General features: G+C 69.2%; 18 protein-coding genes and 1 riboswitch. Of the genes, 10 read left to right on the top strand and 8 right to left on the bottom strand.

What is annotated here, in order from left to right; all coding sequences use genetic code 11:
* Positions 1-40: 40 nt before the first annotated feature.
* Entirely contained in the window at positions 41-919 is an 879-nt protein-coding gene (locus BMW26_RS04635; protein ID WP_072590895.1) for a bifunctional methylenetetrahydrofolate dehydrogenase/methenyltetrahydrofolate cyclohydrolase, read from the bottom strand.
* Complete coding sequence (gene glyA, locus BMW26_RS04630) at positions 916-2190, bottom strand: serine hydroxymethyltransferase (protein WP_053095402.1); 1275 nt, start codon at positions 2188-2190, stop codon at positions 916-918. The genes BMW26_RS04635 and glyA overlap by 4 nt, the downstream gene beginning before the upstream one ends.
* A 35-nt stretch (positions 2191-2225) precedes the next feature.
* Positions 2226-2310: riboswitch (ZMP/ZTP riboswitch) on the bottom strand.
* A 52-nt stretch (positions 2311-2362) separates the two neighbouring features.
* On the opposite strand from glyA, the gene BMW26_RS04625 reads away from it, so the two are divergent.
* The 6 genes from BMW26_RS04625 (at position 2363) to BMW26_RS04600 (ending at position 9833) form a co-directional block, all read left to right on the top strand.
* Complete coding sequence (locus tag BMW26_RS04625) at positions 2363-3892, top strand: family 20 glycosylhydrolase (RefSeq protein ID WP_072590894.1); 1530 nt, start codon at positions 2363-2365, stop codon at positions 3890-3892.
* The gene (gene nagA, locus BMW26_RS04620; protein WP_072590893.1) at positions 3889-5055 is read left to right on the top strand and encodes an N-acetylglucosamine-6-phosphate deacetylase; all 1167 of its coding nucleotides are present in this window, start codon (positions 3889-3891) and stop codon (positions 5053-5055) included. The genes BMW26_RS04625 and nagA overlap by 4 nt, the downstream gene beginning before the upstream one ends.
* Before the next feature lie 428 nt (positions 5056-5483).
* Entirely contained in the window at positions 5484-7670 is a 2187-nt protein-coding gene (locus tag BMW26_RS04615; protein WP_083569286.1) for a sigma-70 family RNA polymerase sigma factor, read from the top strand.
* 30 nt (positions 7671-7700) lie between these two features.
* The gene (locus BMW26_RS04610; RefSeq protein ID WP_053095398.1) at positions 7701-8072 is read left to right on the top strand and encodes a YrdB family protein; all 372 of its coding nucleotides are present in this window, start codon (positions 7701-7703) and stop codon (positions 8070-8072) included.
* Positions 8069-9433: an FAD-binding oxidoreductase gene (locus BMW26_RS04605; RefSeq protein WP_053095397.1), complete on the top strand. Its 1365-nt coding sequence runs from the start codon at positions 8069-8071 to the stop codon at positions 9431-9433. The genes BMW26_RS04610 and BMW26_RS04605 overlap by 4 nt, the downstream gene beginning before the upstream one ends.
* Entirely contained in the window at positions 9426-9833 is a 408-nt protein-coding gene (locus BMW26_RS04600) for an NUDIX hydrolase (RefSeq protein WP_072590891.1), read from the top strand. Before BMW26_RS04605 ends, BMW26_RS04600 begins: the two co-directional genes overlap by 8 nt.
* 12 nt (positions 9834-9845) lie before the next feature.
* On the opposite strand, the gene nagB is transcribed toward BMW26_RS04600, so the two are convergent.
* The 5 genes from nagB to BMW26_RS04575 form a co-directional block, all read right to left on the bottom strand.
* On the bottom strand, positions 9846-10625 hold the full coding sequence (gene nagB, locus BMW26_RS04595) for a glucosamine-6-phosphate deaminase (protein WP_072590890.1): 780 nt from the start codon (positions 10623-10625) through the stop codon (positions 9846-9848).
* Positions 10618-11583 (bottom strand): ROK family protein, encoded by a 966-nt coding sequence (locus BMW26_RS04590; protein WP_198032386.1) that lies wholly within the window; start codon positions 11581-11583, stop codon positions 10618-10620. The genes nagB and BMW26_RS04590 overlap by 8 nt, the downstream gene beginning before the upstream one ends.
* Positions 11584-11641: 58 nt before the next feature.
* Positions 11642-12829 carry an ROK family transcriptional regulator gene (locus BMW26_RS04585; protein ID WP_056277392.1) on the bottom strand — a complete coding sequence of 396 codons (1188 nt, stop codon included), beginning with the start codon at positions 12827-12829 and terminating at the stop codon, positions 11642-11644.
* A 79-nt stretch (positions 12830-12908) separates the two neighbouring features.
* Positions 12909-16163 (bottom strand): family 20 glycosylhydrolase, encoded by a 3255-nt coding sequence (locus BMW26_RS04580; protein ID WP_072590889.1) that lies wholly within the window; start codon positions 16161-16163, stop codon positions 12909-12911.
* The gene (locus BMW26_RS04575) at positions 16154-17371 is read right to left on the bottom strand and encodes an alanine racemase (RefSeq protein WP_083569285.1); all 1218 of its coding nucleotides are present in this window, start codon (positions 17369-17371) and stop codon (positions 16154-16156) included. The genes BMW26_RS04580 and BMW26_RS04575 overlap by 10 nt, the downstream gene beginning before the upstream one ends.
* A 25-nt stretch (positions 17372-17396) precedes the next feature.
* Here BMW26_RS04575 and BMW26_RS04570 point away from each other — a divergent pair, with 25 nt between their 5' ends.
* Both BMW26_RS04570 and BMW26_RS04565 read left to right on the top strand, forming a co-directional pair.
* Positions 17397-17804: a RidA family protein gene (locus BMW26_RS04570; RefSeq protein ID WP_056277382.1), complete on the top strand. Its 408-nt coding sequence runs from the start codon at positions 17397-17399 to the stop codon at positions 17802-17804.
* A 100-nt stretch (positions 17805-17904) separates the two neighbouring features.
* The gene (locus BMW26_RS04565; RefSeq protein ID WP_232224528.1) at positions 17905-19419 is read left to right on the top strand and encodes a L,D-transpeptidase family protein; all 1515 of its coding nucleotides are present in this window, start codon (positions 17905-17907) and stop codon (positions 19417-19419) included.
* A gap of 115 nt (positions 19420-19534) precedes the next feature.
* On the opposite strand, the gene BMW26_RS04560 is transcribed toward BMW26_RS04565, so the two are convergent.
* Positions 19535-21754, bottom strand: a complete 2220-nt coding sequence (locus BMW26_RS04560) for an NADP-dependent isocitrate dehydrogenase (RefSeq protein WP_056277754.1) — start codon at positions 21752-21754, stop codon at positions 19535-19537.
* A gap of 179 nt (positions 21755-21933) precedes the next feature.
* Between BMW26_RS04560 and BMW26_RS04555 the strand changes: the two genes are divergently transcribed.
* Both BMW26_RS04555 and BMW26_RS04550 read left to right on the top strand, forming a co-directional pair.
* Positions 21934-22392 carry a GNAT family N-acetyltransferase gene (locus BMW26_RS04555; RefSeq protein WP_056277753.1) on the top strand — a complete coding sequence of 153 codons (459 nt, stop codon included), beginning with the start codon at positions 21934-21936 and terminating at the stop codon, positions 22390-22392.
* A 212-nt stretch (positions 22393-22604) separates the two neighbouring features.
* Positions 22605-23618 carry a LacI family DNA-binding transcriptional regulator gene (locus tag BMW26_RS04550; RefSeq protein WP_072590887.1) on the top strand — a complete coding sequence of 338 codons (1014 nt, stop codon included), beginning with the start codon at positions 22605-22607 and terminating at the stop codon, positions 23616-23618.
* Positions 23619-23674 lie beyond the last annotated feature (56 nt).

Raw genomic sequence — 23674 nt, 5'->3', positions numbered from 1 at the left:
AGGGATCGGGACCGACGATGCAGATCGAGACCGGCGACGGTCAGACCAGGCGTTCCGCCGCCTCGACGACGTTGGTCATGAGCAGGGCGACGGTCATCGGACCGACTCCGCCCGGGTTCGGCGACACCCAGCCCGCGACCTCGGCGACATCCGGGTGCACGTCTCCGAAGACGAGGTTCTTGCCCGTCTCGGGGTCGGTCTCGCGGGTCACGCCGACGTCGAGCACGGCGGCCCCCGGCTTGACGTCCTCGGCGCGGATGAGGTGCTTGACGCCCGCGGCGGCGACGATGACGTCGGCCTCCCGCAGGTACCGCGGCAAGTCGACCGTGCCGGTGTGCGTGAGCGTGACCGTCGCGTTCAGGTCGCGTCGCGTCAGCAGCAGGCCGATCGAGCGACCGATCGTCACGCCTCGTCCGACGACCACGACGTGCTTGCCGGCGAAGTCGTAGCCGTTGCGCAGCAGCAGCTCGATGACACCGCGCGGCGTGCACGGCAGCGGGGTGTGGATCGGGTTGTTGACGTTGAGCACGAGTCGACCGAGGTTGGTCGGGTGCAGTCCGTCCGCATCCTTCGCCGGGTCGATCCGCTCGAGGATCGAGTCCGTGTCGATGTGCTTCGGCAGCGGCAGCTGCACGATGTATCCGTGGCAGTCCGGATCGGCGTTGAGCTCGTCGATCAGCGCCTCGACGTCGGCCTGGGTGGCATCGGCCGGCAGCTCGCGCTGGATCGAGTTCATCCCGATCGCCTCGGACTGACGGTGCTTCATACCGACGTAGAGCTGAGATGCCGGGTCGGCTCCGACGAGAACGGTCGCGATGCCGGGCACCACGCCCTTCGCCTTCAGCGCGGCGACCCGTTCGGTGAGCTCGGCCTTGATCGCGGCCGACGCCGCCTTGCCGTCGAGGATCTTCGCGGTCACTGCTGCAGGTCCGGGTAGAGCGGGAAGCCTGCGGCGAGCGCATCGACACGCGCACGGAGCGCCTCGACGTCGGCGCCGGGGAGCAGCGCGAGTGCGATCACGTCGGCGACCTCGGTGAACTCGGCGTCGCCGAAGCCGCGGGTGGCGAGTGCCGGCGTCCCGATGCGCAGACCCGAGGTGACCATCGGCGGGCGCGGGTCGTTCGGCACCGCATTGCGGTTGACGGTGATGTGGATGTCGTGCAGCAGGTCCTCGGCCTGCTTGCCGTCGATCGCGGCGTCACGCAGGTCGACGAGCACCAGGTGCACGTCGGTGCCGCCGGAGCGCACCCCGATGCCGGCATCCTTCACATCCTGCTGCGAGAGACGCTCGGCGAGGATGGACGCTCCGCGCAGCGTGCGCTCCTGGCGCTCCTTGAACTCCGGGGTGCCCGCGAGCTTGAACGCCGTCGCCTTCGCGGCGATCACGTGCATCAGGGGGCCGCCCTGCTGCCCCGGGAACACAGCCGTGTTGAGCTTCTTCGCGAGGTCGGCGTCGTTCGTCAGGATGAAGCCCGAACGGGGGCCGCCGATCGTCTTGTGCACGGTCGACGAGACGACGTGGGCGTGCGGCACCGGGTTCGGGTGGAGGCCGGCGGCGACGAGGCCGGCGAAGTGCGCCATGTCGACCCAGAGCAGCGCGCCGACCTCGTCGGCGATCGCACGGAAGGCGGCGAAGTCGAGCGTGCGCGGGTATGCCGACCAGCCGGCGATGATGACCTTCGGCTTGTGCTCGAGGGCGAGGCGACGCACCTCGTCCATGTCGATGGTCGAGGTCTCTGGGTCGACGCCGTAGGCGACGATGTCGTACAGACGGCCGGAGAAGTTGATCTTCATGCCGTGAGTGAGGTGACCGCCCTGGTCGAGGGCGAGGCCGAGCAGCGTGTCGCCGGGCCGAGCGATCGCGTGCAGCACGGCGGCGTTCGCGGATGCTCCCGAGTGCGGCTGGACGTTCGCGAACTCCGCGCCGAACAGGTCCTTGGCGCGCTGGATCGCGAGCTCCTCCGCGACGTCGACCTCTTCGCAGCCGCCGTAGTAACGACGGCCGGGGTATCCCTCGGCGTACTTGTTCGTCAGCACCGAGCCCTGGGACTGGAGCACGGAGACGGGCACGAAGTTCTCGGATGCGATCATCTCGAGGAACGTCTGCTGCCGTGCGAGCTCTCGGTCGAGGACCTGTGCGATCTCGGGGTCGACCTCGGAGAGTGGGGCGTTGAAGTAACGGTCGGTCATGACATGCTCCTCTGACAACGGATTCGAAGGGTGTACCTATCGGCCCAGGCGCGCGGTCGAATTCCGTGGTCAGTCGCTCCCCGGTGGTAGTCCACCCAGACGCCAGTCGCGACGTGAGAAAGCATAGCGGATTTCCCTGTGCTGCCGACTCTGCGCACGGTAGGTTTTGTTCATGGTCCTTCCCCATTCCATGCCCCTTGTTCCTCTTCCCGCTTCCTCCATCGCCGTGGATGGTCGGCTGCCCGTCTCCGACGGCTTGCGAGTCATCGGCGACTCCCCCGCGGCGGCCCAGCTGATCGACGCCGTCGCGCGCCGCAGCGGCATCCGGCTGTCGCACTCGACGGACAGCGACGGCGCCGGCGACGGCGTCGCGTCGACGATCGTCCTGCGGATCGACCCCACCACGGCCCCCGAAGGATACGGGCTCACAGTCGGCGACTCCGTCGAGATCGTGGGCGGCGACGAGGCAGGACTCTTCTACGGCATGCAGACGCTGCTGCAACTGCTCCGCGAGGACGACGAGGGATGGGCGTTCCTGCGCGCCGAGATCACCGACGCGCCACGATTCGCACGTCGCGGCGTCATGCTCGACGTCACGCGTCACTTCTTCGACGTCGATGAGGTCAAGAAGTTCATCGACAGCACCAGTGCCCTGAAGTTCAATCACCTGCACCTGCACCTCAGCGACGACCAGGGCTGGCGCATCCAGATCGACTCGTGGCCGAAGCTCACCGAGCTCGCCTCGTCCACGGCCTCCCTCGGCGACCCCGGCGGCTTCTACACGAAGGACGACTATCGCGAGATCGTCGCGTACGCCGCTGAGCGGCACATGGTCGTGATCCCTGAGATCGACCTCCCCGGTCACACGCACGCCATCGGCGTCGCGTATCCGGAGCTCGTCGAGGATCCGGTCATGAACGACAGCCTGATCGCCGAATCGGCGCGCCTGGGGCAGCCGCTCCCCGTCGCAGGCGAGCCCTATCTCGGGTGGGGCGTCGGGCACTCGAGCGTCCGCATCCATGAAGAGCGCACCTACGAGTTCGTCCGTGACGTCGTGCGCGAGCTCGCCGAGATGACCCCGGGTCCGTACATCCACATCGGCGGCGACGAGTCCCTCGGCACCCCGCAGGCGGACTTCGATCTGTTCGTCGAGCGCGCCACCGCGATCGTGTTCGAAGAGGGCAAGATCCCCGTCGCCTGGCACGAGGTGGGCGCAGCGAAGGACATCGCCGAGGGGACGATCGGCCAGTACTGGGGCAAGACGACACCCGAGGGATCGCACGCTGAGGAGGCGGCGCACTTCGTCGAGCGTGGCGGGGCGCTCATCATGTCGACCGCCGACGTCGCCTACCTCGACATGAAGTACACCGAGGATTTTCCGCTCGGACTCACCTGGGCCGCGATCATCGATGTCCGCAGGGCGTACGAGTGGGAGCCGACCGCTGTGCTCGACGTCCCGGAGTCCGCGATCCTCGGCATCGAGGCTCCGCTGTGGAGTGAGACCACCCGCACCCTGAGCGAGGTCGAGCAGCTGGTCTTCCCGCGGGCCGCCGCTCAGGCGGAGGTCGCGTGGTCACCGCACGACGCCGACGGCCGGGACTGGGAGTCGTTCCGCGAGCGACTCGGCGCACTCGCCCCGCTGTGGAAGGCTGAGGGCGTGGACTTCCACCCCGCAGACGAGATCCCCTGGAGCGAGCGATGACATCCGTTTCGACAGCGACGGGATCGGTCGTCATCCACTCGGCCCGACTGATCGACCACGGCGTCGAGGTCGCGGACGCCTGGGTTCGCATGGAACACGGGCGGGTCGCCGCTCTCGGCACCGGCCAGACGTGGGCCCCCGCCGATGAGGTCGTCGACGCGACCGTCGTCGCCGGGCCGGATGCCGTGCTCACACCCGGATTCATCGACATCCACTGCCACGGCGGCGCGGGAGCGTCGTTCGACGACGGGCCGGAGGCGATCCGCTCGGCTCGCGCTCTGCACCGCGCTCATGGCACGACACGATCGGTGATCTCCCTCGTCACCGCCCCCGTCGACGCCCTCGCTCGACGCGTGGCGCAGATCGCCGACCTGATAAAGTCGGATGCCGACATCCTCGGTTCGCATCTGGAAGGGCCGTTCCTCGACCCGGCGCACCACGGAGCTCACGAGCCGTCGCTGCTGCGCACTCCGACACGAGACGACGTCGCCCGCCTGCTCGACGCCGGCCGCGGGACGATCCGGCAGGTGACAATCGCACCGGAGCTCCCCGGCGGTCTCGAGGCGATCCGGATGATCGTGGACGCCGGCGCTGTCGCAGCGGTGGGACACACGAGTGCGGATGCCGCGACTGCGGACGCGGCATTCGAGACCGGCGCCTCCGTGCTGACCCACGCCTTCAACGCCATGCCCGGAATCCATCACCGAGCGCCGGGGCCGGTACTGGCGGCGGCGGCCGACCGCCGCGTGGTGCTCGAGGTGATCGCCGACGACATCCACCTCGACCCGCACGTGGTCAAGCTCGTGTTCGACTCGGCACCCGGTCGCGTCGCACTCATCACGGATGCCATGGCGGCTGCCGGCAGCGCCGACGGGCACTACGACCTGGGTGCAGTGAGCGTGACGGTCCTCGACGGCATCGCGCGCGCGGACGACACGGGATCGATCGCGGGGTCGACGCTCACCCTCGACGTGGCGCTGCGCAGGGCGACCGCGGCGGGCGCACCTCTCACGGAAGCCGTCCGGGCGCTCACCGAGACACCGGCGGGAGCGATCGGATACGGCGACCGGATCGGTCGCCTGGCGGTCGGGTTCGTCGCTGACGCGGTGCTGCTGAACGCACAGCTGCAGGTCGCTCGCGTGTGGATCGGCGACCGGCCGTAGCCCGGTGCGGGTGAGGGGCCGCCGTTCCCCAGATCGGCGACCCCGTCACAATTCCCCCCACGTTGCGAGAGCTGGCGGGCCGAGCGCTCCTCCCCCGAGGTGCCCGACCCACCATGCCGGTGCACTTACCCCTTGCACCAGCGCCTGAGCTCCGCCCCCCGGTGGAGCCCCATGGCTGTCTCTAGTGATGAGACGACGTCGACGCCGATTCATTACGCGATTTCTCAGATCTTTTTTCACGGTTCTTCCGCGCGCCCGACTGATCTGCCCGTGATCAGGTCTTTATTCGCCCCCGGTCTTCTGCGAGCACTTTTCGAGAAGGGGTGGCAAGCCTGAGAGATAGGAGAGAGAATGGAGATGACGCGTGATGAAAATGGGGTTCACGCGTCTCTTCATGTGGAGGCGCACTCGCGCTCCACGACAGATGGATGACAGTGGATCAGGACAGCACTTCACACGAGGAAACGATCGCCGACGCCGATCTCGTCCTGCGCACCCGCTCGGGTGACGCGGCGGCCTTCGGCGAACTGTGGAGGCGGCACTATCCCTCCGGCATGTCGGTCGCGCGATCGATCACGTCGTCGATCGACCCCGACGACCTCGTGCAGGAGTCCTACACCCGCATCTATCAGGCGATCATCAAGGGCGGCGGACCGAACGGATCGTTCCGCGCCTACCTGTTCACGAGCATCCGCAACACCGCCGCCGCCTGGGGCCGCTCTCGACGCGAGTCCGCCATCGACGAGCTCGACTCCGTCGCCGATCCCGACAGCACCGACCAGGCGGCCAACGAGGCCCTCGATCGCAGCCTGACCGCGCAGGCGTTCCGCAGCCTGCCCTCCCGCTGGCAGGAAGTGCTCTGGTACACAGAGATCGAGCAGATGAAGCCGCAGGAGGCCGCGACCCTGCTCGGCATGAAGTCCGGCGCCGTCTCGCAGCTGGCTTTCAGAGCGCGTGAAGGACTTCGCGAAGCGTGGATCCAGGCTCACCTCCGCAGCGCGGCCGAAGGTTCCGACTGCCGGTGGACCATCGAGCACCTGGGCGCCTACTCGCGCGGCAACCTCAGCACGCGAGACCACAACCGTCTCGAGCAGCACCTCGACCAGTGCGCACGCTGCATGATCGTCGCCGCTGAGGCGAAGGACGTCTCCAAGCGGCTGGCCCTCGTGCTGCTGCCCCTCGTCCTCGGAGTCACGGGTTCCGCAGGCTACCTCGCCACCCTCCAGGGTGGCGGTACGCCCATCGTCGCGCTCGCGGCCATGCCCTCGGGGATCACCGAGGGAGCTGTCGTGGCTGCGGGAGGCGGAACAGCCGCCGCCGGATCGTCGAGCGGCACCGGTGGAGGCGGCGCGACCGGCGCAGGCACAGCGACCGGTGGCGGAGCCGGTGGCACGGCGACCGGAGGCATCTTCAGCGGAGTCGGTGCGCTCGTCAGCGCAGGATCGGCGGCCCTCGTGGTCGCCGGCGTCGTGGCGGCCGCCACAATCATCCCGAGCCTCACGGGCGCGACGCCCGCGGCATCGATGCCGAGTGCGGGCGACAGCGATTCCTCGTCGATCAGTGCAGACGTCGGGCCCGACGAGTCGATGTCCGACGACAAGACGCCGATCGTCGATGAAGCGGAGACCGAGCCCGAGCCCGTCACCCCGCCCGTCGAAGCACCCGTCACCCCCCAGCCCGCTGAGGACATCGCGCCGGCGATCGTCTCACCCCCGGCCCCGACCGAGTCGACCGCGCCGGCACTGCCCGAGTCCACGTCCCCTCCCGTGGACGAAGAGCCCGACGACGAGAACCCCGACGGCGAGAACCCCGATGGCGAGGTCCCGGGCGAGAACCCCGGAGAGACCCCCGGCGGCGAAACCCCCGGCGAGAACCCCGGAGAAACCCCCGGCGGCGAAACCCCCGGCGAGAACCCCGGAGAAACCCCCGGCGGCGAAACCCCCGGCGAGAACCCCACGGAACCGGCCGCGCCGACGACTCCGATCGAAGTGAGCCTCGCGAGCATCTGCCTCGACGCACGCGCTGTCACCTATGTGACCGTGAATGTGTCCGGCGAACCGGGCGCGGACATCGAAGCGCTGCTCGGCGGACGCCGCGGCGGCGTCGACGGCACATCGCTGAGTGACGCAGGGACCGGCACGATCGAGTTGCGCCCCGGTCTCGTCCAGATTCTCCTCGGCGCGCCCCTCGAGGTCCACTACGTGACGGCGTCCGGTCCGATGCTGCCGACGACCACGAGCCTCTCGGCTCTCGGGGTGACCCTCGGTTCCGTGGCCCTCGCTCCCTCGTGCGGAGGGCCGGCTGCGGATCCCGCCGAGACGGTACCCTCCGAGCCGACTCCGGACGACGCGGTCGCGCCGATCCCCGAGCCGACGGACGAGGCAGCACCCGCTGCCCCGACCGAGTCCCCGGACGCCGAGGCGTCCCCTGAGACGCCGGCACCCGAGACGGAGGCCCCGGCCGCTCCCGTCGAGACCGGTCCTCCGGCAGAGCCCGTGACCGAGGACCAGACCGCCCTTCCGGCAGAGCCTGCCCCCGCTGACGACACCGCGCCCGCCGACGAGACCGCGCCGGTCGACCAGGTGGCCGCAGACGAGGCCGCGCCCGCGCTCTGACCCGCCATCGGCGGCGAATAGACTGGATCCATGTCCCAGGATCCCGCCTCCGTTCCCGGCGTCGACCGCCCCACCATCACCGCTCTCGACGTCGTCCGATCGGTCGTCCTGATCGTCGCAGTGGGCACCCTCGCCCTGTGGGGATTCGCCACCTGGCCCTTCCCGTACAACGTCATCCTCGGCATCGGGGCTCCGGTCGTCGTGATCCTGATCTGGGCGCTCTTCCTCTCGCCGCGACCCGTCCTGCGACTGCATCCGTTCCTTCGCGTCGTCGTCGAGCTGCTGATCTACGTCGGCGTCACGATCGCGTGGTGGCTGATGGACCAGCCCCTCATCGGCATCGCGTTCGCCGTGGTCGCCGTCGGCGCAGGCGTCGTGAGCGGCCGGCGTCGCATCCGATGAGCGCCCTCGACCTGCTCGTCGCCGCACTCGGCGACATCGTCGACACCGATGCGACGGTCCTCGAAGAAGCCCGCGCCGACAGATCGGGGCATGCGGCGCCCGGGCGGCCGCTCGCGGTCGTGCACGCCGAGACGGTCGAGCACGTCCAGACGGTGATGCGCATCGCGACCGAGACGGCGACCCCTGTCGTGGTGCGTGGCGCCGGCACCGGTCTCGCCGGCGCGGCGAACGGCGGCGAGGGCGAGATCGTGCTGTCCACTCGCCGGATGACCGCGATCCACGAGATCCGGGCCGACGACCTGCTTGCCGTCGTCGAACCCGGAATCCTCAACGCCGACCTCAACGACGTGCTCGCGGAGCACGGACTCTGGTGGGCGCCGGATCCTGCGAGCCGTGCGATCTCGACGGTCGGCGGCAACATCGCCACAGGAGCGGGTGGGCTGCTCTGTGCGAAGTACGGCGTCGTGCGAGACGCGGTCCTCGGTGTCGATCTGGTTCTCGCCGACGGCCGACTGCTGCACCTCGGCCACCGCAGCGTCAAAGGCGTGACAGGACTCGACCTCACCTCGCTCGTGATCGGATCCGAGGGCACGCTGGGCGTGGTCGTCGGCGCCACCCTCAAGCTGCGCCGACTGGTCGAGGGAACGACCTGCACCGTGACGGCCGTCTTCCCCGATGTGCGTGCCGCAGCGTCCGCCTCGGCCGCGGTCACCGCCTCGGGTGCGCAGCCGGCGATCATGGAGCTGATGGACTCCGCGAGCCTCGCCGCCGTCGCAGCCCTGCTCGACCTTCCCTCGCCCGTGACCGGGAGCGCCCAGCTGACGATCCAGACCGATGGTCCGGCGGCAGTGGCCGAGGCGACGATGATCTCCGACATCCTGACGGCTCATCAGGGTGTGACCGAGGTCTCCCATGACCGCGAAGAAGGAGAGCGCCTCCTGGCCATCCGGCGTGCCATGCACCCCGCCATGTCGGCGCTCGGCACGACCCTCATCGAAGACGTGTCGGTGCCGCGCAGCGCCATGCCCGCCATGTTCGACGAGATCGCCCGCATCGAGAAGGCCTACTCGATGGCGATCCCCACGGTCGCTCACGCGGGCGACGGCAACCTGCATCCGAACTTCATCTTCGAGGGCGCAGAGCCTCCCGCTGAGGTCTGGGCGGCGGCGGACGAGCTGTTCCGGGCCGCGATCGCGCTCGGCGGCACGCTGACCGGAGAGCACGGCATCGGAACGCTGAAGAGCCGCTGGTTGGCCGACGAGCTCGGAGACGACCAGTGGGAGCTGCAGCGTCAGATCACTCGGGTGTTCGATCCGCTGGGAATCCTCAACCCCGGCAAGGTCTTCGCTCCCGATGCCTGACATCCACGTCAGCGCCGCGGTCATCGTCGATGACGCCGGCAGGGTGCTCGTCGTGCGCAAGCAGGGCACGACGCGCTTCATGCAACCCGGCGGCAAGCCCGAGCCCGGGGAGACCCCGTCGCAGACGCTGATCCGCGAGCTGCACGAAGAGCTCGGCCTTCGCCTGGATGAGGGCGATCTGGAGCCGCTCGGCACGTTCGTCTCCGAGGCGGCCAACGAGCCCGGTCACCGAGTCGTGGCCGACGCGTTCTCGGTGTCCATCGCCGCGGCGGAGGTCGTCGTCCAGGCGGAGCTCGCCGAGCTGCGATGGATCACACCCGCGGATGCCGAGACGCTGCCGCTGGCGCCCCTCAGCGTCGAGCACCTGCTGCCGCTGGCGTGGCCGACGACTCGGCCCTGAGAGCCGACCGCGTCAGATCCCCTGCCAGCTCGGCTTGTTCGCGAAGGTGTAGCGGTAGTAGTCGGCGAGCTTCAGCCGGGACGCCGCGGCCTCGTCGACGACGACGGTCGCGTGCGGGTGCAGCTGGATCGCCGAACCCGGGAGAATGGCCGACAGCGGCCCCTCGACGGCATCCGCCACGGCCTGTGCCTTGCCCTCTCCGAAGGCGAGCAGCACGAGGTGCCGAGCGCGAAGGATCGTGCCGAGCCCCTGGGTGATGCAGTGCATGGGCACGTCGTCGATCGAGTCGAAGAAGCGGGCGTTGTCTTCGCGGGTCTGCTCGGTGAGGGTCTTCACGCGCGTGCGCGAGGCGAACGACGAGCCGGGTTCGTTGAAGCCGATGTGTCCGTCGGTGCCGATGCCGAGGATCTGCAGATCCACTCCTCCGGCCGCGTCGATCGCGGCCTCGTAGTCGTCACCTGCGTGCTGGATGGTGGCCTGTGCGCCGTTGGGCACATGGATCCGTCGCGGGTCGAGCCCCAGCGGCTCGACGACCTCGCGGGTGATGACCGAGCGGTAGCTCTCGGGATGAGCGGGGTCGATCCCCACGTACTCGTCCAGGGCGAAACCGCGCACCTGCGAGACGTCGCGACCCGCGAGCCTGTCTCGCAGCGCCTTGTAGACGGGGAGGGGCGTCGAACCGGTGGCGAGGCCGAGCACGGCATCCGCACGTCCGTCGATCAGCTCGACGATCTCGGCGGCGACGAGGGCGCCTGCCGCTTCTGCGTTCTCGACGATGACGACTTCAGCCATGGGAAACGGTCTCCTTAGAGGGGGTGGTTGCGCCGACGACCGCGGCCCCGAAGGCCGCGGCGGGAGAGCCGGCAGGGAGCAGTTCGATCCTGTCGTCCAGGTGGAGCGAGCGCATGAAGGGCGAGGCCTCGGCATCGGACCGGAGAGCGTCGCGGATGCCCGTGTAGAGCCTATCGCCGAGCGAAGTGAGGCCGCCGCCGATGATCACGCGTTCGACGTCGGCGGAGAGCACGAGCGCACGCACCGCCGCGGCCCCGCCGTGGAAGAGATCGGCGCGGAGCGCGAGCGCCCGTTCGTCACCGGTGTCGGCTGCGTCGAAGATGTCGCGCACCGGGAGCGCACCGGGACGATCCCAGGCTCGGGCGAGCGCGCCTCCGCCGCAGAAGGTCTCGATGCAGCCGCGCTGTCCACAGCCGCAGAGACGGCCGTTCGGGTCGACCGAGAGGTGCCCGACCTCGCCGGCCGTGCCTCGCGCGCCACGCCAGATCGTGCCGTCGACGACGATCCCCGCAGCGACCCCGGTGCCGAGGTTGAGATAGGCCATCGACCCGTCGACGCCGCGCAGCACCGCAGCCCCGAGGGCGGCCGCTTTCACGTCGTTCTCCACGCGGACGGGGATACCCAGCTGTCGACCGGCGCGCCCGGCGAGATCCAGGGACTCGACGCCGAGATTCACGGCATGGAGCACCCGACCGGTGTCGGCGTCGACCAGCCCGGGGATCCCGACGCCCACCGATCTGACCGACGAGCGAGCGAATCCTCCCTCGTCGGCGAGCGCATCGACCGTCTCGAGGATGCTGACGACGACTGCCTCCTCACCCCAGCCGGTGGGTCGGCGCAGGCGCGCCAGAATGCCTCCGTCCGCGGACACCGCGACGGCATCGATCTTGGTTCCGCCGACGTCCAGGCCCACTCGTATGGGCCGACCGGACAGGTCGACGGCGAGCGCATCCGTCATCGGATGGTGCCCCTGCTCGTCTTCGGCTCGTGGACGCGGTCGCTCCCGCCGGTACGGATCACGAGACGCCCAGCTGGCTGGACAGCACCATCACGGCGGCACCGCGCAGGACGATGTCGTCCTGGTGTGTGCGGCGGATGAGCGCGTCCTCGAAGACGCCCTCGAGCGTGCGCGCGTGCAGGGTCTCGACCGCGGCGTCGATCAACACGCCGTCGAGCAGATCCTCAGGACCCGAGAGTACGACCTCGGACAGATCGAGTGCCGCGACGATCGGGGCGATCGCGATGCCCATGCGGGTGCCCGCATCGCGGAGGATCTCGTCGCGCGATCCGGGGGCGTCTGCGATGGCGGGACGCAGCCGCGTCTCACTCAGCCACGCTTCGAGGCAGCCGTCTTTGCCGCACGCGCAGCGGGGTCCCCCGTCGGTGCCCACGACGACGTGGCCGATCTCGCCCGCTGCGAAGCGACTGCCGAGCAGCGGCTGGCTGCCGGTGATGACGCCGGCTCCGACTCCGCGACCGATCTTGATGAGCATGAAGTCGGCCTTCGCCTCGCCGAACGTGTACTCGGCGAGCACCGCGGCGTTGGCGTCGTTGCGCACGAGGACCGGCAGATCGAGATCGACGCCCAGCTTCGCCTCGAGAGGGAGATTGCTCCACCCGAGGTTGGGCGAGCTGAGCACGACGCCGTCAGGACGCACGACACCGGGGCTGCCGATCCCGACGCCGAGGATGGGCTGCGTGGCCGTCTCGGCGAGCGCTCGGGCCAGCTCCAGCGTGGCGGCGTAGGCGGCGTCGCCGTCTGCGCTCTCGGGTCGCGGCACCTCACGGCGCTCGAGCACGTCGCCGTCGAGGCTGAGCAGAGCGCCGACGAAGGCATGGGGGCCGGAGAGATCGATCCCGATGATCTGGTGCCCGACTCGATCGATGTCGATGAGGATCGGAGGCTTGCCCGGTCCGACCGTCTCGCGCACTCCCATCTCGACGACGATGCCGTCGGAGATGAACTCCGCGACGAGGTCGGAGATGGTGACCCGAGTGAGGCCGGTCTCGCGAGAGAGGTCCGCTCGACTCATCGCTCCCGAGTGATAGAGCGTCTGCAGCACGAGCGCGCGGTTGTGACCGCGAGCGTGTTCCGGGAGCACCTTCGAGCGAGAGCGCAGGTGGCGCCCCGGGCCGAAGGCGTGCGCGCTCGCGGCGACGTAATCTGGCGACGTCGAAGGACGCGATCCATCCGATACGGACATGTTTGTTAGTAGACCTTACGAACAAAAATTTCGCAACCCCTGCCACAGTTAGCACAGGGAGGGTTACGGAAACGTTACATTATGCCGAGAGTACTCCGGCGGCGGTGCCCGACGAGTCCGCCAGGCCTTCGACGAGGCCCGCGACTATCGCCTGCCGCGCCTCGCGTGTCAGAGGCTTCCCCGGCACTCCAGGACGCCTCTGCACGGGCGTCGGACCGTCGAGAGGACGATACCGCACACCGGACTCGGCGAGGCGTCTGAGGTGGACGGGAAGACGCCGCGCGAACCCCTCATACGAGGGTGGTTCGCCGCCGTCCCACAGCCGTTCGGCGATCGCTGCGAGACGAGGGAACATCGCGAAGTCGACCCGATCTCTCGTCGGGAGGTGCTCGGTCCACACGTTGGCCTGTCCGCCGGCCGCGCCGTCCTCGATGCGCAGCGTGTACGCCTGCTCGATCGGCAGCGGCGGGCCGACCCGGATCGGCTCCTCCGCCGACTCCGACTGGGGGTAGTCGAGATACACCTCGAGGTCGGGGCACGCGATCACGGGGATGCCGCGCCTCAGCGCCTCGCGCATCGCGACGGGACCCCGCCACGCGAGGATCCGCACACCCTCGGGGACATCGCCCTCGAGCACCTCGTCCCATGCCAGGGCGATGCGCCCACGGCTGCGGAGGTGGGCGACGAAATGATCGGTGAACCAGGGCTGCACGTCGTGGGGAGTCGCGAGACCGAGCTCGCCCATCCGCTCGCGCGCAGCGGCGCTCTGCGCCCACTCGGTGACCGGCACCTCATCGCCGCCGATGCCGATCCACGGAGAGTCGAAGAGGTCGCACAGGGCGTCGATCGCCGCGCGCCCGAACGCGAGGGCGTCATCCGTCAGCGCGAGGGTGCGAGGGTTCACGCCGAAGCGCGACCACGGCGCGACAGCGCGCTCGCTCGCATCCGTGTTGCCGAGCGCGGGGTACGCGGCGAGCGCCGCCTGGATGTGCCCGGGCAGTTCGACTTCCGGCACGACCGCCACGAATCGCTCCGCGGCGTAGGCGACCAGGTCGCGCAGCTCCGCATCCGTGTAATGACCCTCGTGCAGCCCCGGCACCACTGTGGCTTGCGGCCCGTGGCCCCGCTGTGTCTCCTCGCGGCGCGCGCCCACCTCTGTGAGCAGCGGATAACCCGGCACCTCGAAGCGCCAGCCCTGATCGTCGGTGAGGTGGAGGTGCAGCACCGTGAGATGGTGGTCGGCCATCAGATCGACGAGTCGCTTCAGGTCCTCGACCGGGCGGAAGTGCCGCGCGACATCGAGCATGACCCCCCGCCAGGTGTGAGCCGGAGCAGACTGCCATGTTCCTGCGGGGATCCGAGCGCGATCGAAGCCGGGCTCGCGCAGCTGCCGGAGCAGCGTGACGCCCCGGAACACGCCCGCCGCACTCGCCCCCGCGACGTCGATTCCCTCGGCCGTCACCGTCACGCGGAATGCCTCGGCGCCGACACGCCCTCGAGCGAACGGCTCCCCCGCGAGAGACTCGTCGATCCTCAGCGTGATCGCGGATGCCGCATTCCCGGTTTCGAGATGCTCGCCGAGACGGGATGCGCTCGCGACGAGCGCTTCCGGGGCCGACACCGGGGTGTGAACCGTCCACTCGAACGGCTCGGCAGCGGGATCGATCACCGACGGGATGTTCGGGACCGGGGCACGATGCGCGGCGGGCGTCATTCGCAGCGCTCGACCCGGTGTCGCACCGGACGCGTGTCCCGCCAGCACCACCGGCACACCGCCGACGAGCACCTCGTCGACGCCGATCGGCGCCTCGTGGGGAGCATCGAAGGTCGCCCCCGCCGTGATGGTCTCGGGATCGAACAGCACGAGGTCGGCCGTCGCTCCCTCGCGGATCACACCCCGCGGCGCGTCACCCCGGTCGAGGCCCAGCCGCATCGCCGGCGTGCCGGACAGGTGCTGCACAGCCTGTTCGAGGGAGAGCACCCCGAGTTCTCGCACGTAGTGCCCGAGGTAGCGCGGGAAGGTCCCTCGGCCCCGCGGATGCGGTCTCGCGCCGATCAGGATCCCGTCGCTGCCGCCGCTGTGCCGCGGGTGCCGCATGATCGTGCGGACGTTCTCCTCGTCGCCGATGTGCATCAGGATGCCGGTGGCCCCCGCATCCTCGAGGATCGTGTCCAGCACCACGTCGACCGAGCGCCTGCCGGACGACTCGGCGATCTCCGCGACGGTCCGTCCGACGAGGTCCGCGAGTTCGGGCGACGAGGTGCCGGAGATCTGGATGGCCGACCAGTCGGCACGCTCCCCGTGGAAACCGTCGCAGCCGATCTCCTCGAGCTCGACGCGGACGGTCTCGCGTCCGCTCTCATCGAGCGCAGCGAGGGTCGCGAGCAGGTCGCCGCTCTCGGCCAGTCGGCTCGGAAGCAGCGCCGCGAGCGTGGTGGCACCGGGAAGATAAGGATAGGTGTCGAGGGTCACGTCGACGCCGTCGTCGAGGGCATCATCGACCAGGGCCAGCAGCTCTGCCGCACGCCCGCGGTTCGGAGCGAAGTTCATGGTCGCATGCGTGAGATGGATCGGACACCCGGTGCGACGGCCGATGTCGAGCGCCTCCCGATAGGCGTCCAGGGCTCCCCCGCCGTAGCTTCGGGTGTGGGGCGCCCAGTAGCCGCCGCGTTCGGCGACGACTCGGCAGAGCGCTTCCAGCTCCGCCGTGTCGGCGTACATCCCCGGGGTGTAGGTCAATCCGCTCGACATGCCGAACGCGCCTGCGTCGAGCGCCGCGCCGAGGATGCCGGACATCGCTGCGATCTCCGCAGGTGTGGCCGCCCGGTTCTCGTGACCGACCACCATCATGCGCAGATTGCCCTGCGGCACCAGGACCGCGGCGTTGCCCACCGCGGCCGAGTCGATCGCAGCGAGCAGGTCATCCATCGAACGCCAGGGGACGGCGGGCGGCATGCCGTTCCAGCCCGCGATCTGAGCCGGGATCACCGCCGCCGTCGCGTCGTCCAGCGGGGCATAGCCGAGCCCGTCCTGGCCGAGCACCTCCGTCGTGACGCCCTGGAGGATCTTCGCGTCGTGGGCTGCTCCCTGCAGCACGGCCAGCTCGCTGTGCGCGTGCATGTCGATGAACCCGGGAGCCAGCACCCGCCCCGCCCCCGCGACCTCCACCGCATCCGCCGGCAGTTCCAGGACCCTCTCATCTCCGTCGCGGATCACCGCGACGATGCGGGCTCCTTCGACCGCGACGTCGGCCGCGAACCTCTCGGCTCCGGTGCCGTCGACCACGGTGACGCCTCGGTACACCCGCACGGGCTTCTCGGTGCTCAGAAGCATGTCGCGACCGCTCCGATCACCCGGGGGTCCGCCGCATCCGGGTCATCGATGACCGCCACCACGCGCCATTTGTCGAAAGCCGTGCAGGGATGCGACAGCCCGAGACGCACCACGTCGCCGACGGAGACATCTGCCCCGTCTGCAAGAGCGAGGAAGGCGTGCTGGTCGTTCAGGGCCGTGATCCGCCCCTCGACCGATTGCGGGACCGGCAGGTCGAGGTCGAACGGCACATCTCGACGGCCCGCGTCCAGCAGTGCGAGTCCCTCTTCGGGCTGCGAGACGACGCGCGACCACGCGTGCATGGCGGATCGCAGCGGCGCCGTCGATGTCAGGGCGCCGAACGGCGACATGCGCGAGTAGAAGCCGTCGTCGTGGATCTGGAACGCACCCGACCGCAGCACGATGTCGGCATCCGCTCCGTGAGGGGCCAGGATCGCCGCTGCCCGGTCGGGGAAGGCGCTGCCTCCTGCGCTGAGCACGGGCCGAACGCCGGGCGGATACTCGAGGCGACGGTGCAGGTCGACGAGTGTGGACAGATAGGCGTCGACGGCGGCGACAGACGCCTCCGACCGGTCAGGACCGAACGGTCCTTCGTAGCCGGCGACTCCGGCGAGCCGCAGACCGGGGGCCGCGACGATCGCCTGGGAGATGCGCTCCCCCTCTTCCACGCTGCGTGCGCCCGTGCGCCCGCCCCGGCCACCGAGTTCGACGAGCACGTCGAGAGGACGCTCGGCGTCGCGAAGCGCGTCGGCGAGGATGCCGACGGTCTCGACGGAGTCCGCCCAGCAGAGGATCCGGAGATCGCCCGCCGCAGCGAGCAGAGCGCCGAGGTGGTGCGCGGCGCCACGATCCGTGACGGCGTTCGCGATGAGCACGGTGGAGACCCCTGCCTCCACCGCGACTTCGGCCTGCCACGGCGTCGCGACGGAGATCCCCCATGCGCCGGCATCGAGCAGCCGCTGCCAGAGCGCCGGCGCCATCGTCGTCTTGCCGTGCGGTGCGAGGACGACTCCCTGTTCCGCCGCCCAGGCGAAGACGGTCGATTCGTTGTGGGAGAGCGCCGCCTCGTGGACCGTCAGCACCGGCGTCACGAGATCGGACAGGTGCAGGCCCGCATCGGGTACCTCCGACAGCCGCAGCCCCGCGGAACGCGGAGGGAAACCCTTCGCCCAGGTGCCGAGGACAGGATCCGGGATTTGTAGAGGCATCTAACAAGGCTACTAGGCTGGTCGCATGACCGCGAAGATCCGAGTGTCGACCGACGCCGCCCCCGCTCCCGCTCACACCTTCTCGCAGGGGATCCGAAAGGGCCCGATCGTGCAGGTCTCCGGACAGGGCCCTGTCGACCCCCAGACGAGCGAATACCTCTTCCCCGGCGATGTCGCGGCTCAGACCACGCGCACGCTCGAGAACGTCAAGGCGATCGTCGAGGCATCCGGCGCGACATTCGACGATGTCGTGATGCTGCGCGTCTACCTGACCAAGCGTGAGGACTTCGCGATCATGAACGACGCGTATGGCGCGTTCGTGACAGCGCACACCACCAGCGGGGTCCTGCCTTCGCGCACGACCGTCTTCACGGGCCTCCCCCGCGAGGAGATGCTGGTCGAGATCGACGGCCTCGCCGTCATCACCGACTGACGCATCGGGAATTTCCGCGGTCCACGGACCGTTGCCTCCTCGTTATCAGCGATCGCGTAGCATATCGCTAAGGACACGTGAGAAACCGGGGGGTGAGTTCGTGACCGATCTGATCTCAGCGCAGGATGCGAAGACCGAGAAGCTGACCGAGGCGACCGCCTCCGGAGACCAGCCGAATCCTGTCGCGCCCGCCGACTCCGGCGACGCACCCACCGACTCCCAGCCGCCGCGCAGCGGCGACCAGGAACTCGCCTGGGCGCCGATCGAACCGGCTCCGAAGAAGAAGCGCCTCGGCCTGTGGGTCGGCCTCGGCGTGGGCGCGCTGGCCCTGGGCACGGCCGCCGCCTCGATGATCCTGATCGCGCCGGGCACCACGGTCGCCGGGATTCCCGTCGGCTGGCTCACGCCCGGTGCCGCGGCCGACACGATCCAGGCCCACGTCGCCGATGCAGAGGTCACTCTGACCGGAGCAGGCGGCGACACCGTGCTGACGGGAGCGGATCTCGGCGCCGAGATCGACGCGACCGCACTCGCGGACGCCGCTTTCGCGGAGCGTCCGCTCTGGAACGTGACCGCCTGGATGGGTGAACCCGTCGCCGGCGAGATCACTCTCGATCCCGCGACGGCCGAGGCCGCGTTGCGTGAGGCCGTGCCGTCGAGTTTCGAAGACGCGGTCGATGCCGGCGTCGTCTTCGACGCCGCAGGCGGTGGCTACGCGATCACCCCCTCAGCCACCGGGACGGCCGTCGACCTCAACGGTCTCACCGCCGCCATCGTCGACACGATCGCGGACGGTGGCACGAGCCTCGAGTTCTCCGGCGACCCGGCCGAAGCCGCGCCGGCGATCACTGACGAAGACGCCACGGCTTTCGCGACCTCACTGAACACGATGCTCGGCTCGATCGGCTTCTACATCGGCGAAGAGCGCACGGTGCCCGTCGACGCGGCGACCGCCTCGACCTGGATCTCCGTCGTCGACGACGGTGGCGAGCTCAGCGTGGTCGCCGACGAGGCTTCGATCCAGGCGACGATCGACGCCCTCCCGGCGGCCGTCGACCGGGCCCCGGTCAACGCGACGAACATCGTCGATTCGGCCGGCAAGATCCTCCGCACCGAGGCCGAGGGAGTGAGCGGTCGCGCGATCGGCGACACCTCTGCTCTCGCATCCGACGTCGCGACGAAGCTCGAGGCCGGCGAGGGCATCTTCCCCATCGAGGTCACCGAGACGCCGTTCGAGTCCGTCAACCTCGTGCGCAAGATCGATGTCGACCTCGGGTCGCAGACCGCGACCCTCATCGAGAACGGCGCGGTCGTGCGCTCCTGGGCGATCTCCTCGGGCAAGAGCGCGACACCCACCGACACCGGCAACTTCCGCGTCTACGCGCACGTGCGCGAGCAGACCATGAAGAGCCGCGAGCCGGACGGCTCGATCACCGAGACGCCCAACGTCCCCTGGGTCACCTACTTCAACGGCGACGAGGGCTTCCACGGCACCTACTGGCACAACGACTTCGGCAATCCCCGCAGCCACGGTTGCGTGAACATGCCGATCGATGTCGCCCGGTACGTCTACGAATGGTCGCCCGTGGGCCTCGAGGTCGCGGTCCACTACTGATCCCCGCTCTCACCGAGCAGATCCCCGCACGCGACGCGTCGTCGATTCCGCGGAGGGATCACGCGAAGAAGGGGCCGGATGCTCTCGCATCCGGCCCCTTCTTCTGTGATCTGCGTCAGCTCAGCGCGTCGACGATGCCGTTCAGCGTGGTGGACGGGCGCATGACTGCGGTGACGAGCGCGTCGTCGGGGCGGTAGTACCCGCCGATCTCGACGGGCTTGCCCTGCACGGCGTTGAGCTCGGAGACGATCTTCTCCTCGTTCTCGGCGAGCGTGGCGGCGATCGGTGCGAAGGACGCGGCGAGCTCGGCATCCTTCGTCTGCTTCGCCAGCTCCTGCGCCCAGTACAGACCCAGGTAGAAGTGGCTGCCGCGGTTGTCGATCGTGCCGAGAGCGCGGCCCGGGGAGCGGTCCTCTTCGAGGAACGTTCCGGTCGCCGCATCGAGGGTCTCCGCGAGGACCCGGGCCTTCTCGTTCCCGGTGCGGTCGGCGAAGTGCTCGAGCGACGCGGCCAGCGCGAAGAACTCGCCCAGCGAGTCCCACCGCAGGTAGTTCTCCTCGACGAGCTGCTGCACGTGCTTGGGGGCCGATCCGCCGGCGCCCGTCTCGAAGAGGCCACCGCCGGCGAGCAGCGGGACGATCGACAGCATCTTCGCGCTGGTGCCGACCTCGAGGATCGGGAACAGGTCGGTCAGGTAGTCGCGCAGCACGTTGCCCGTCACCGAGATGGTGTCGAGGCCGTGGCGCATCCGCGCCAGCGTGTAGCGAGTGGCTTCCTCGGGAGCGAGGATCGTGATCGTGAGGCCCTTGGTGTCGAGCGTCGCGAGACCCTGGTGCACCTTGGCGATGATCTGCGCGTCGTGCGAGCGGTTGGCATCGAGCCAGAACACCGCGGGCACGCCCGTGGCGCGAGCGCGGGAGACGGCGAGCTTGACCCAGTCCATCACCGGGATGTGCTTCGTCTGCGTCGCACGCCAGATGTCACCCGCGCCGACCTCGTGCTCGATCAGCACGGTGCCCTCGCTGTCGAGCACCTGAACAGTGCCTGCGGCGGCGATCTCGAACGTCTTGTCGTGGCTGCCGTACTCCTCAGCCGCCTGGGCCATGAGGCCCACGTTCGGCACGGTGCCGATCGTGGCGGGGTCGAGCGGGCCGTTGGCGATCACATCGTCGATGACCGCCTGATAGACGCTCGCATACGAGGAGTCCGGGATCACCGCGAGCGTGTCGGCCTCGCCGCCGTCCTTGCCCCACAGCTTGCCGCCGTTGCGGACGAGCGCGGGCATGGAGGCGTCGACGATGACGTCGCTCGGGACATGCAGGTTCGTGGTCCCCTTGTCGGAGTTCACGTACGAGAGACGCGGCCCCTCGGCGATGGCCCTGTCGAACGCTGCGGCGATCTCGTCGCCGTCGGCGATGTCACCGAGGCCCGAGAGGATCGAGCCGAGACCGTCGTTGGGGTTGAGTCCCGCGGCGGCCAGCTTGTCGCCGTACTGCGCGAACACGTCCTTGAAGAACACCCTCACGACGTGACCGAAGATGATCGGGTCGCTGACCTTCATCATTGTGGCCTTGAGGTGCACCGAGTAGAGGACGTCGTCGTTCTTCGCCGTCTCGAGCGTCTCGGCGAGGAAGGCGTCGAGGTGCGCGGCCGAGAGGAACGTCGCGTCGATGATCTCGCGCGGAAGGACCTTCAGCCCCTCCTTGAGGATCGTGACGGTGCCGTCTGCGGCGGTGTGGCGGAAGCTGAGGACGTCGTCATGGGCGGCGACCCAGGAGCGCTCGTTGTGCTTGAAGTCGTCGTGACCGAGCGTCGCGACGCGGGTCTTCGATCCCTCGGCGAACGGTTTGTTGCGGTGCGGGTGCTTCTTCGCGTAGTTCTTCACGGCCAGAGGTGCCCGACGGTCGCTGTTCCCCTCGCGGAGCACGGGGTTCACCGCTGAGCCCTTGATGCGGTCGTAGCGGGCGCGGACGTCCTTCTCCTCGAGAGAGGTCGGCTCGTCCGGGAAGTCGGGGATGTCGTAGCCCTGGGCCTGCAGCTCGGCGATCGCGCCCTTGAGCTGCGGGATCGAGGCCGAGATGTTCGGCAGCTTGATGATGTTCGCCTCGGGGAGCGTGGCGAGGCCACCGAGCTCGGCGAGGGAATCACCGACCTGCTGCTCCGGGGTGAGCTTCTGCGGGAATGCCGCGAGGATGCGTCCGCCGAGCGAGATGTCGCGGGTCTCGACCTCGATGCCCGCCTGCCCCGTGTAGGCCTTGATGATCGGCAGGAAGGAAGCGGTGGCGAGAGCCGGAGCCTCGTCCGTGTAGGTGTAGATGATGGCGTCGTCGGTCACCAGGAGGTTCTCCGTTCGCGAGGGCATATTTGTCTCGATACCAAGATACCTGAGCCGCTCCCGACGCACGTTCGCCCCGAGGCGGGGTGGACATCGACTTCCGGCATCCCGCAGAGCTGCACCCCTGACGAAAGTCGAGGTTTCTGCGCGGCGACCCGATGAGGGGCTAGCCTGTGATCATGTCCGAACTGCGCATGGTCGAACTCTCCGCTGCGACGATCGTCGCCGTGAACAACATGTCGCTCAAGCCCGGACAGGAGCAGTTCCTCGCTCCGGTGTCCTACGGCATCGCCGCGACCGTCATCAATCCCCAGACCTCCTGGCAGCGAGTCGTCCTCGACGACGACCAGGTCGTCGGTTTCGTCAGTGCGAACTTCGACGCCGACGCCCCGGAAGAGCACTTCCGCTCCGTGCTGTGGCGCATCAACGTCGACGCCGACGACCAGGGCAAGGGCGTGGGTCGCTTCGCGGTCGAGCAGCTCATCGAAGAGGCGCGAGTCCGCGGATTCGACCACATCAACGTCATCTACGAGGCCGGAGAAGACGGCCCCGAGGCGTTCTTCCTGCGTGTCGGCTTCACCCCTGTCGGCGAGACCGAGTACTCCGAGGTCATCGCTCAGATCCGCATCCCTTCGTAGACCGGCGGCGGGGTCTCGAATCCCCTCCCCCATCGAGGCCCCGTCGCCCTGTCCGGTGAATCGATGGGACCGCTCCCGCGTTCTCCGCGATCGATTTGTTGCGAGTGACCACAAAAAGGTTGCGCGCAGCGTTGAACCGTGCCTATCATCGCTGTCAGAGGCGGTAGCGAAACGCTTCGACGATGTGACCGAAACACGACGATGGAGTCCTGATGACGACGATCCACGAGGTGGCAGAAGCCGCCGGAGTGTCGATCAGCACGGTCTCCTACGCTCTGAGCGGCAAGCGCCCCGTCTCCGAGAAGACGCGCCGCCGCATCGAGGACGCGGTGCACACGCTCGGTTACGAACCCGACGCCGGAGCACGGATGCTCGCCGGGCGCCGCACTCAGATCTTCGGGCTCACCGAGCCCCTCCGCGCCGACACGCACGCCCCGACCCACATGGCGTTCGTGCTCGCGACCGCGGTCGCCGCGCGGCGCCGCGGTTACGACATCCTCCTCCTGACTGACGAGCAGGCGTCAGAGGGCATGAACCGCGTCGCCGCGAGCAATCTGGTCGATGCCATCCTCGTGCTCGACGTCGCCCCCGACGATGAGCGCGCGGACATCGCCCGCTCCCTGCGCTCCCCCACCGTGTTCATCGGCATCCCCGACGACGCCCGGGATCTGACCTGTGTCGACCTCGACTTCGAGGCGACGGGGCATCTCGCGGTGGATCGACTGGCCGATGCCGGACATACGTCGGTCACGCTGTTCGGCCAGACCGAGGTCTCCTACCGGAAGTCGAACTTCCCTCGTCGCCTGCTCCTCGGCGTGCAGGAGCGAGCGGCCGAGCGGGGCGTCGACCTCGACTGGGTGACGACGGGCGTCACGACCACCGATGCCTCCTCCGTGCGCGCGGCCGCAGAGCTGGCGCTGGAGCGCGGCGTCCGCGCCTTCATCGTCCACGCCGCCGGCGACGTCCACGACGTCCTCCTCGAGACGATCTCGTCCCAGGGGCTGACGGTGGGAGAAGACGTCTCCGTCATCTCGGCGGCCGCATCGTTCGACACGTCTGCGCTCGTCGTCCCGATCGACACGATCCCGCTCGTGCCGCAGAGGTCGTGCGAGCTCGCCGTCGACCTCGCGGTACGACGCCTGGAGGAACCGGGCCTGCCCGCGCAGATCCACCTGATCCCACCTGAGTACCAGTCCGCCGGCTCCGTCGCTCCCACGCGGGACTGACGGGCGTCGACCACGCAGCCGCATCGCGATCATCGAAACGCTTCGACGATCGCCTC

This window comes from Microbacterium sp. 1.5R (genome assembly GCF_001889265.1).
In the GTDB taxonomy this organism is placed as follows: Bacteria; Actinomycetota; Actinomycetes; order Actinomycetales; family Microbacteriaceae; genus Microbacterium.
Note: the sequence above shows the minus strand (reverse complement) of the source record. Positions and strands in the feature narration are given on the sequence as shown.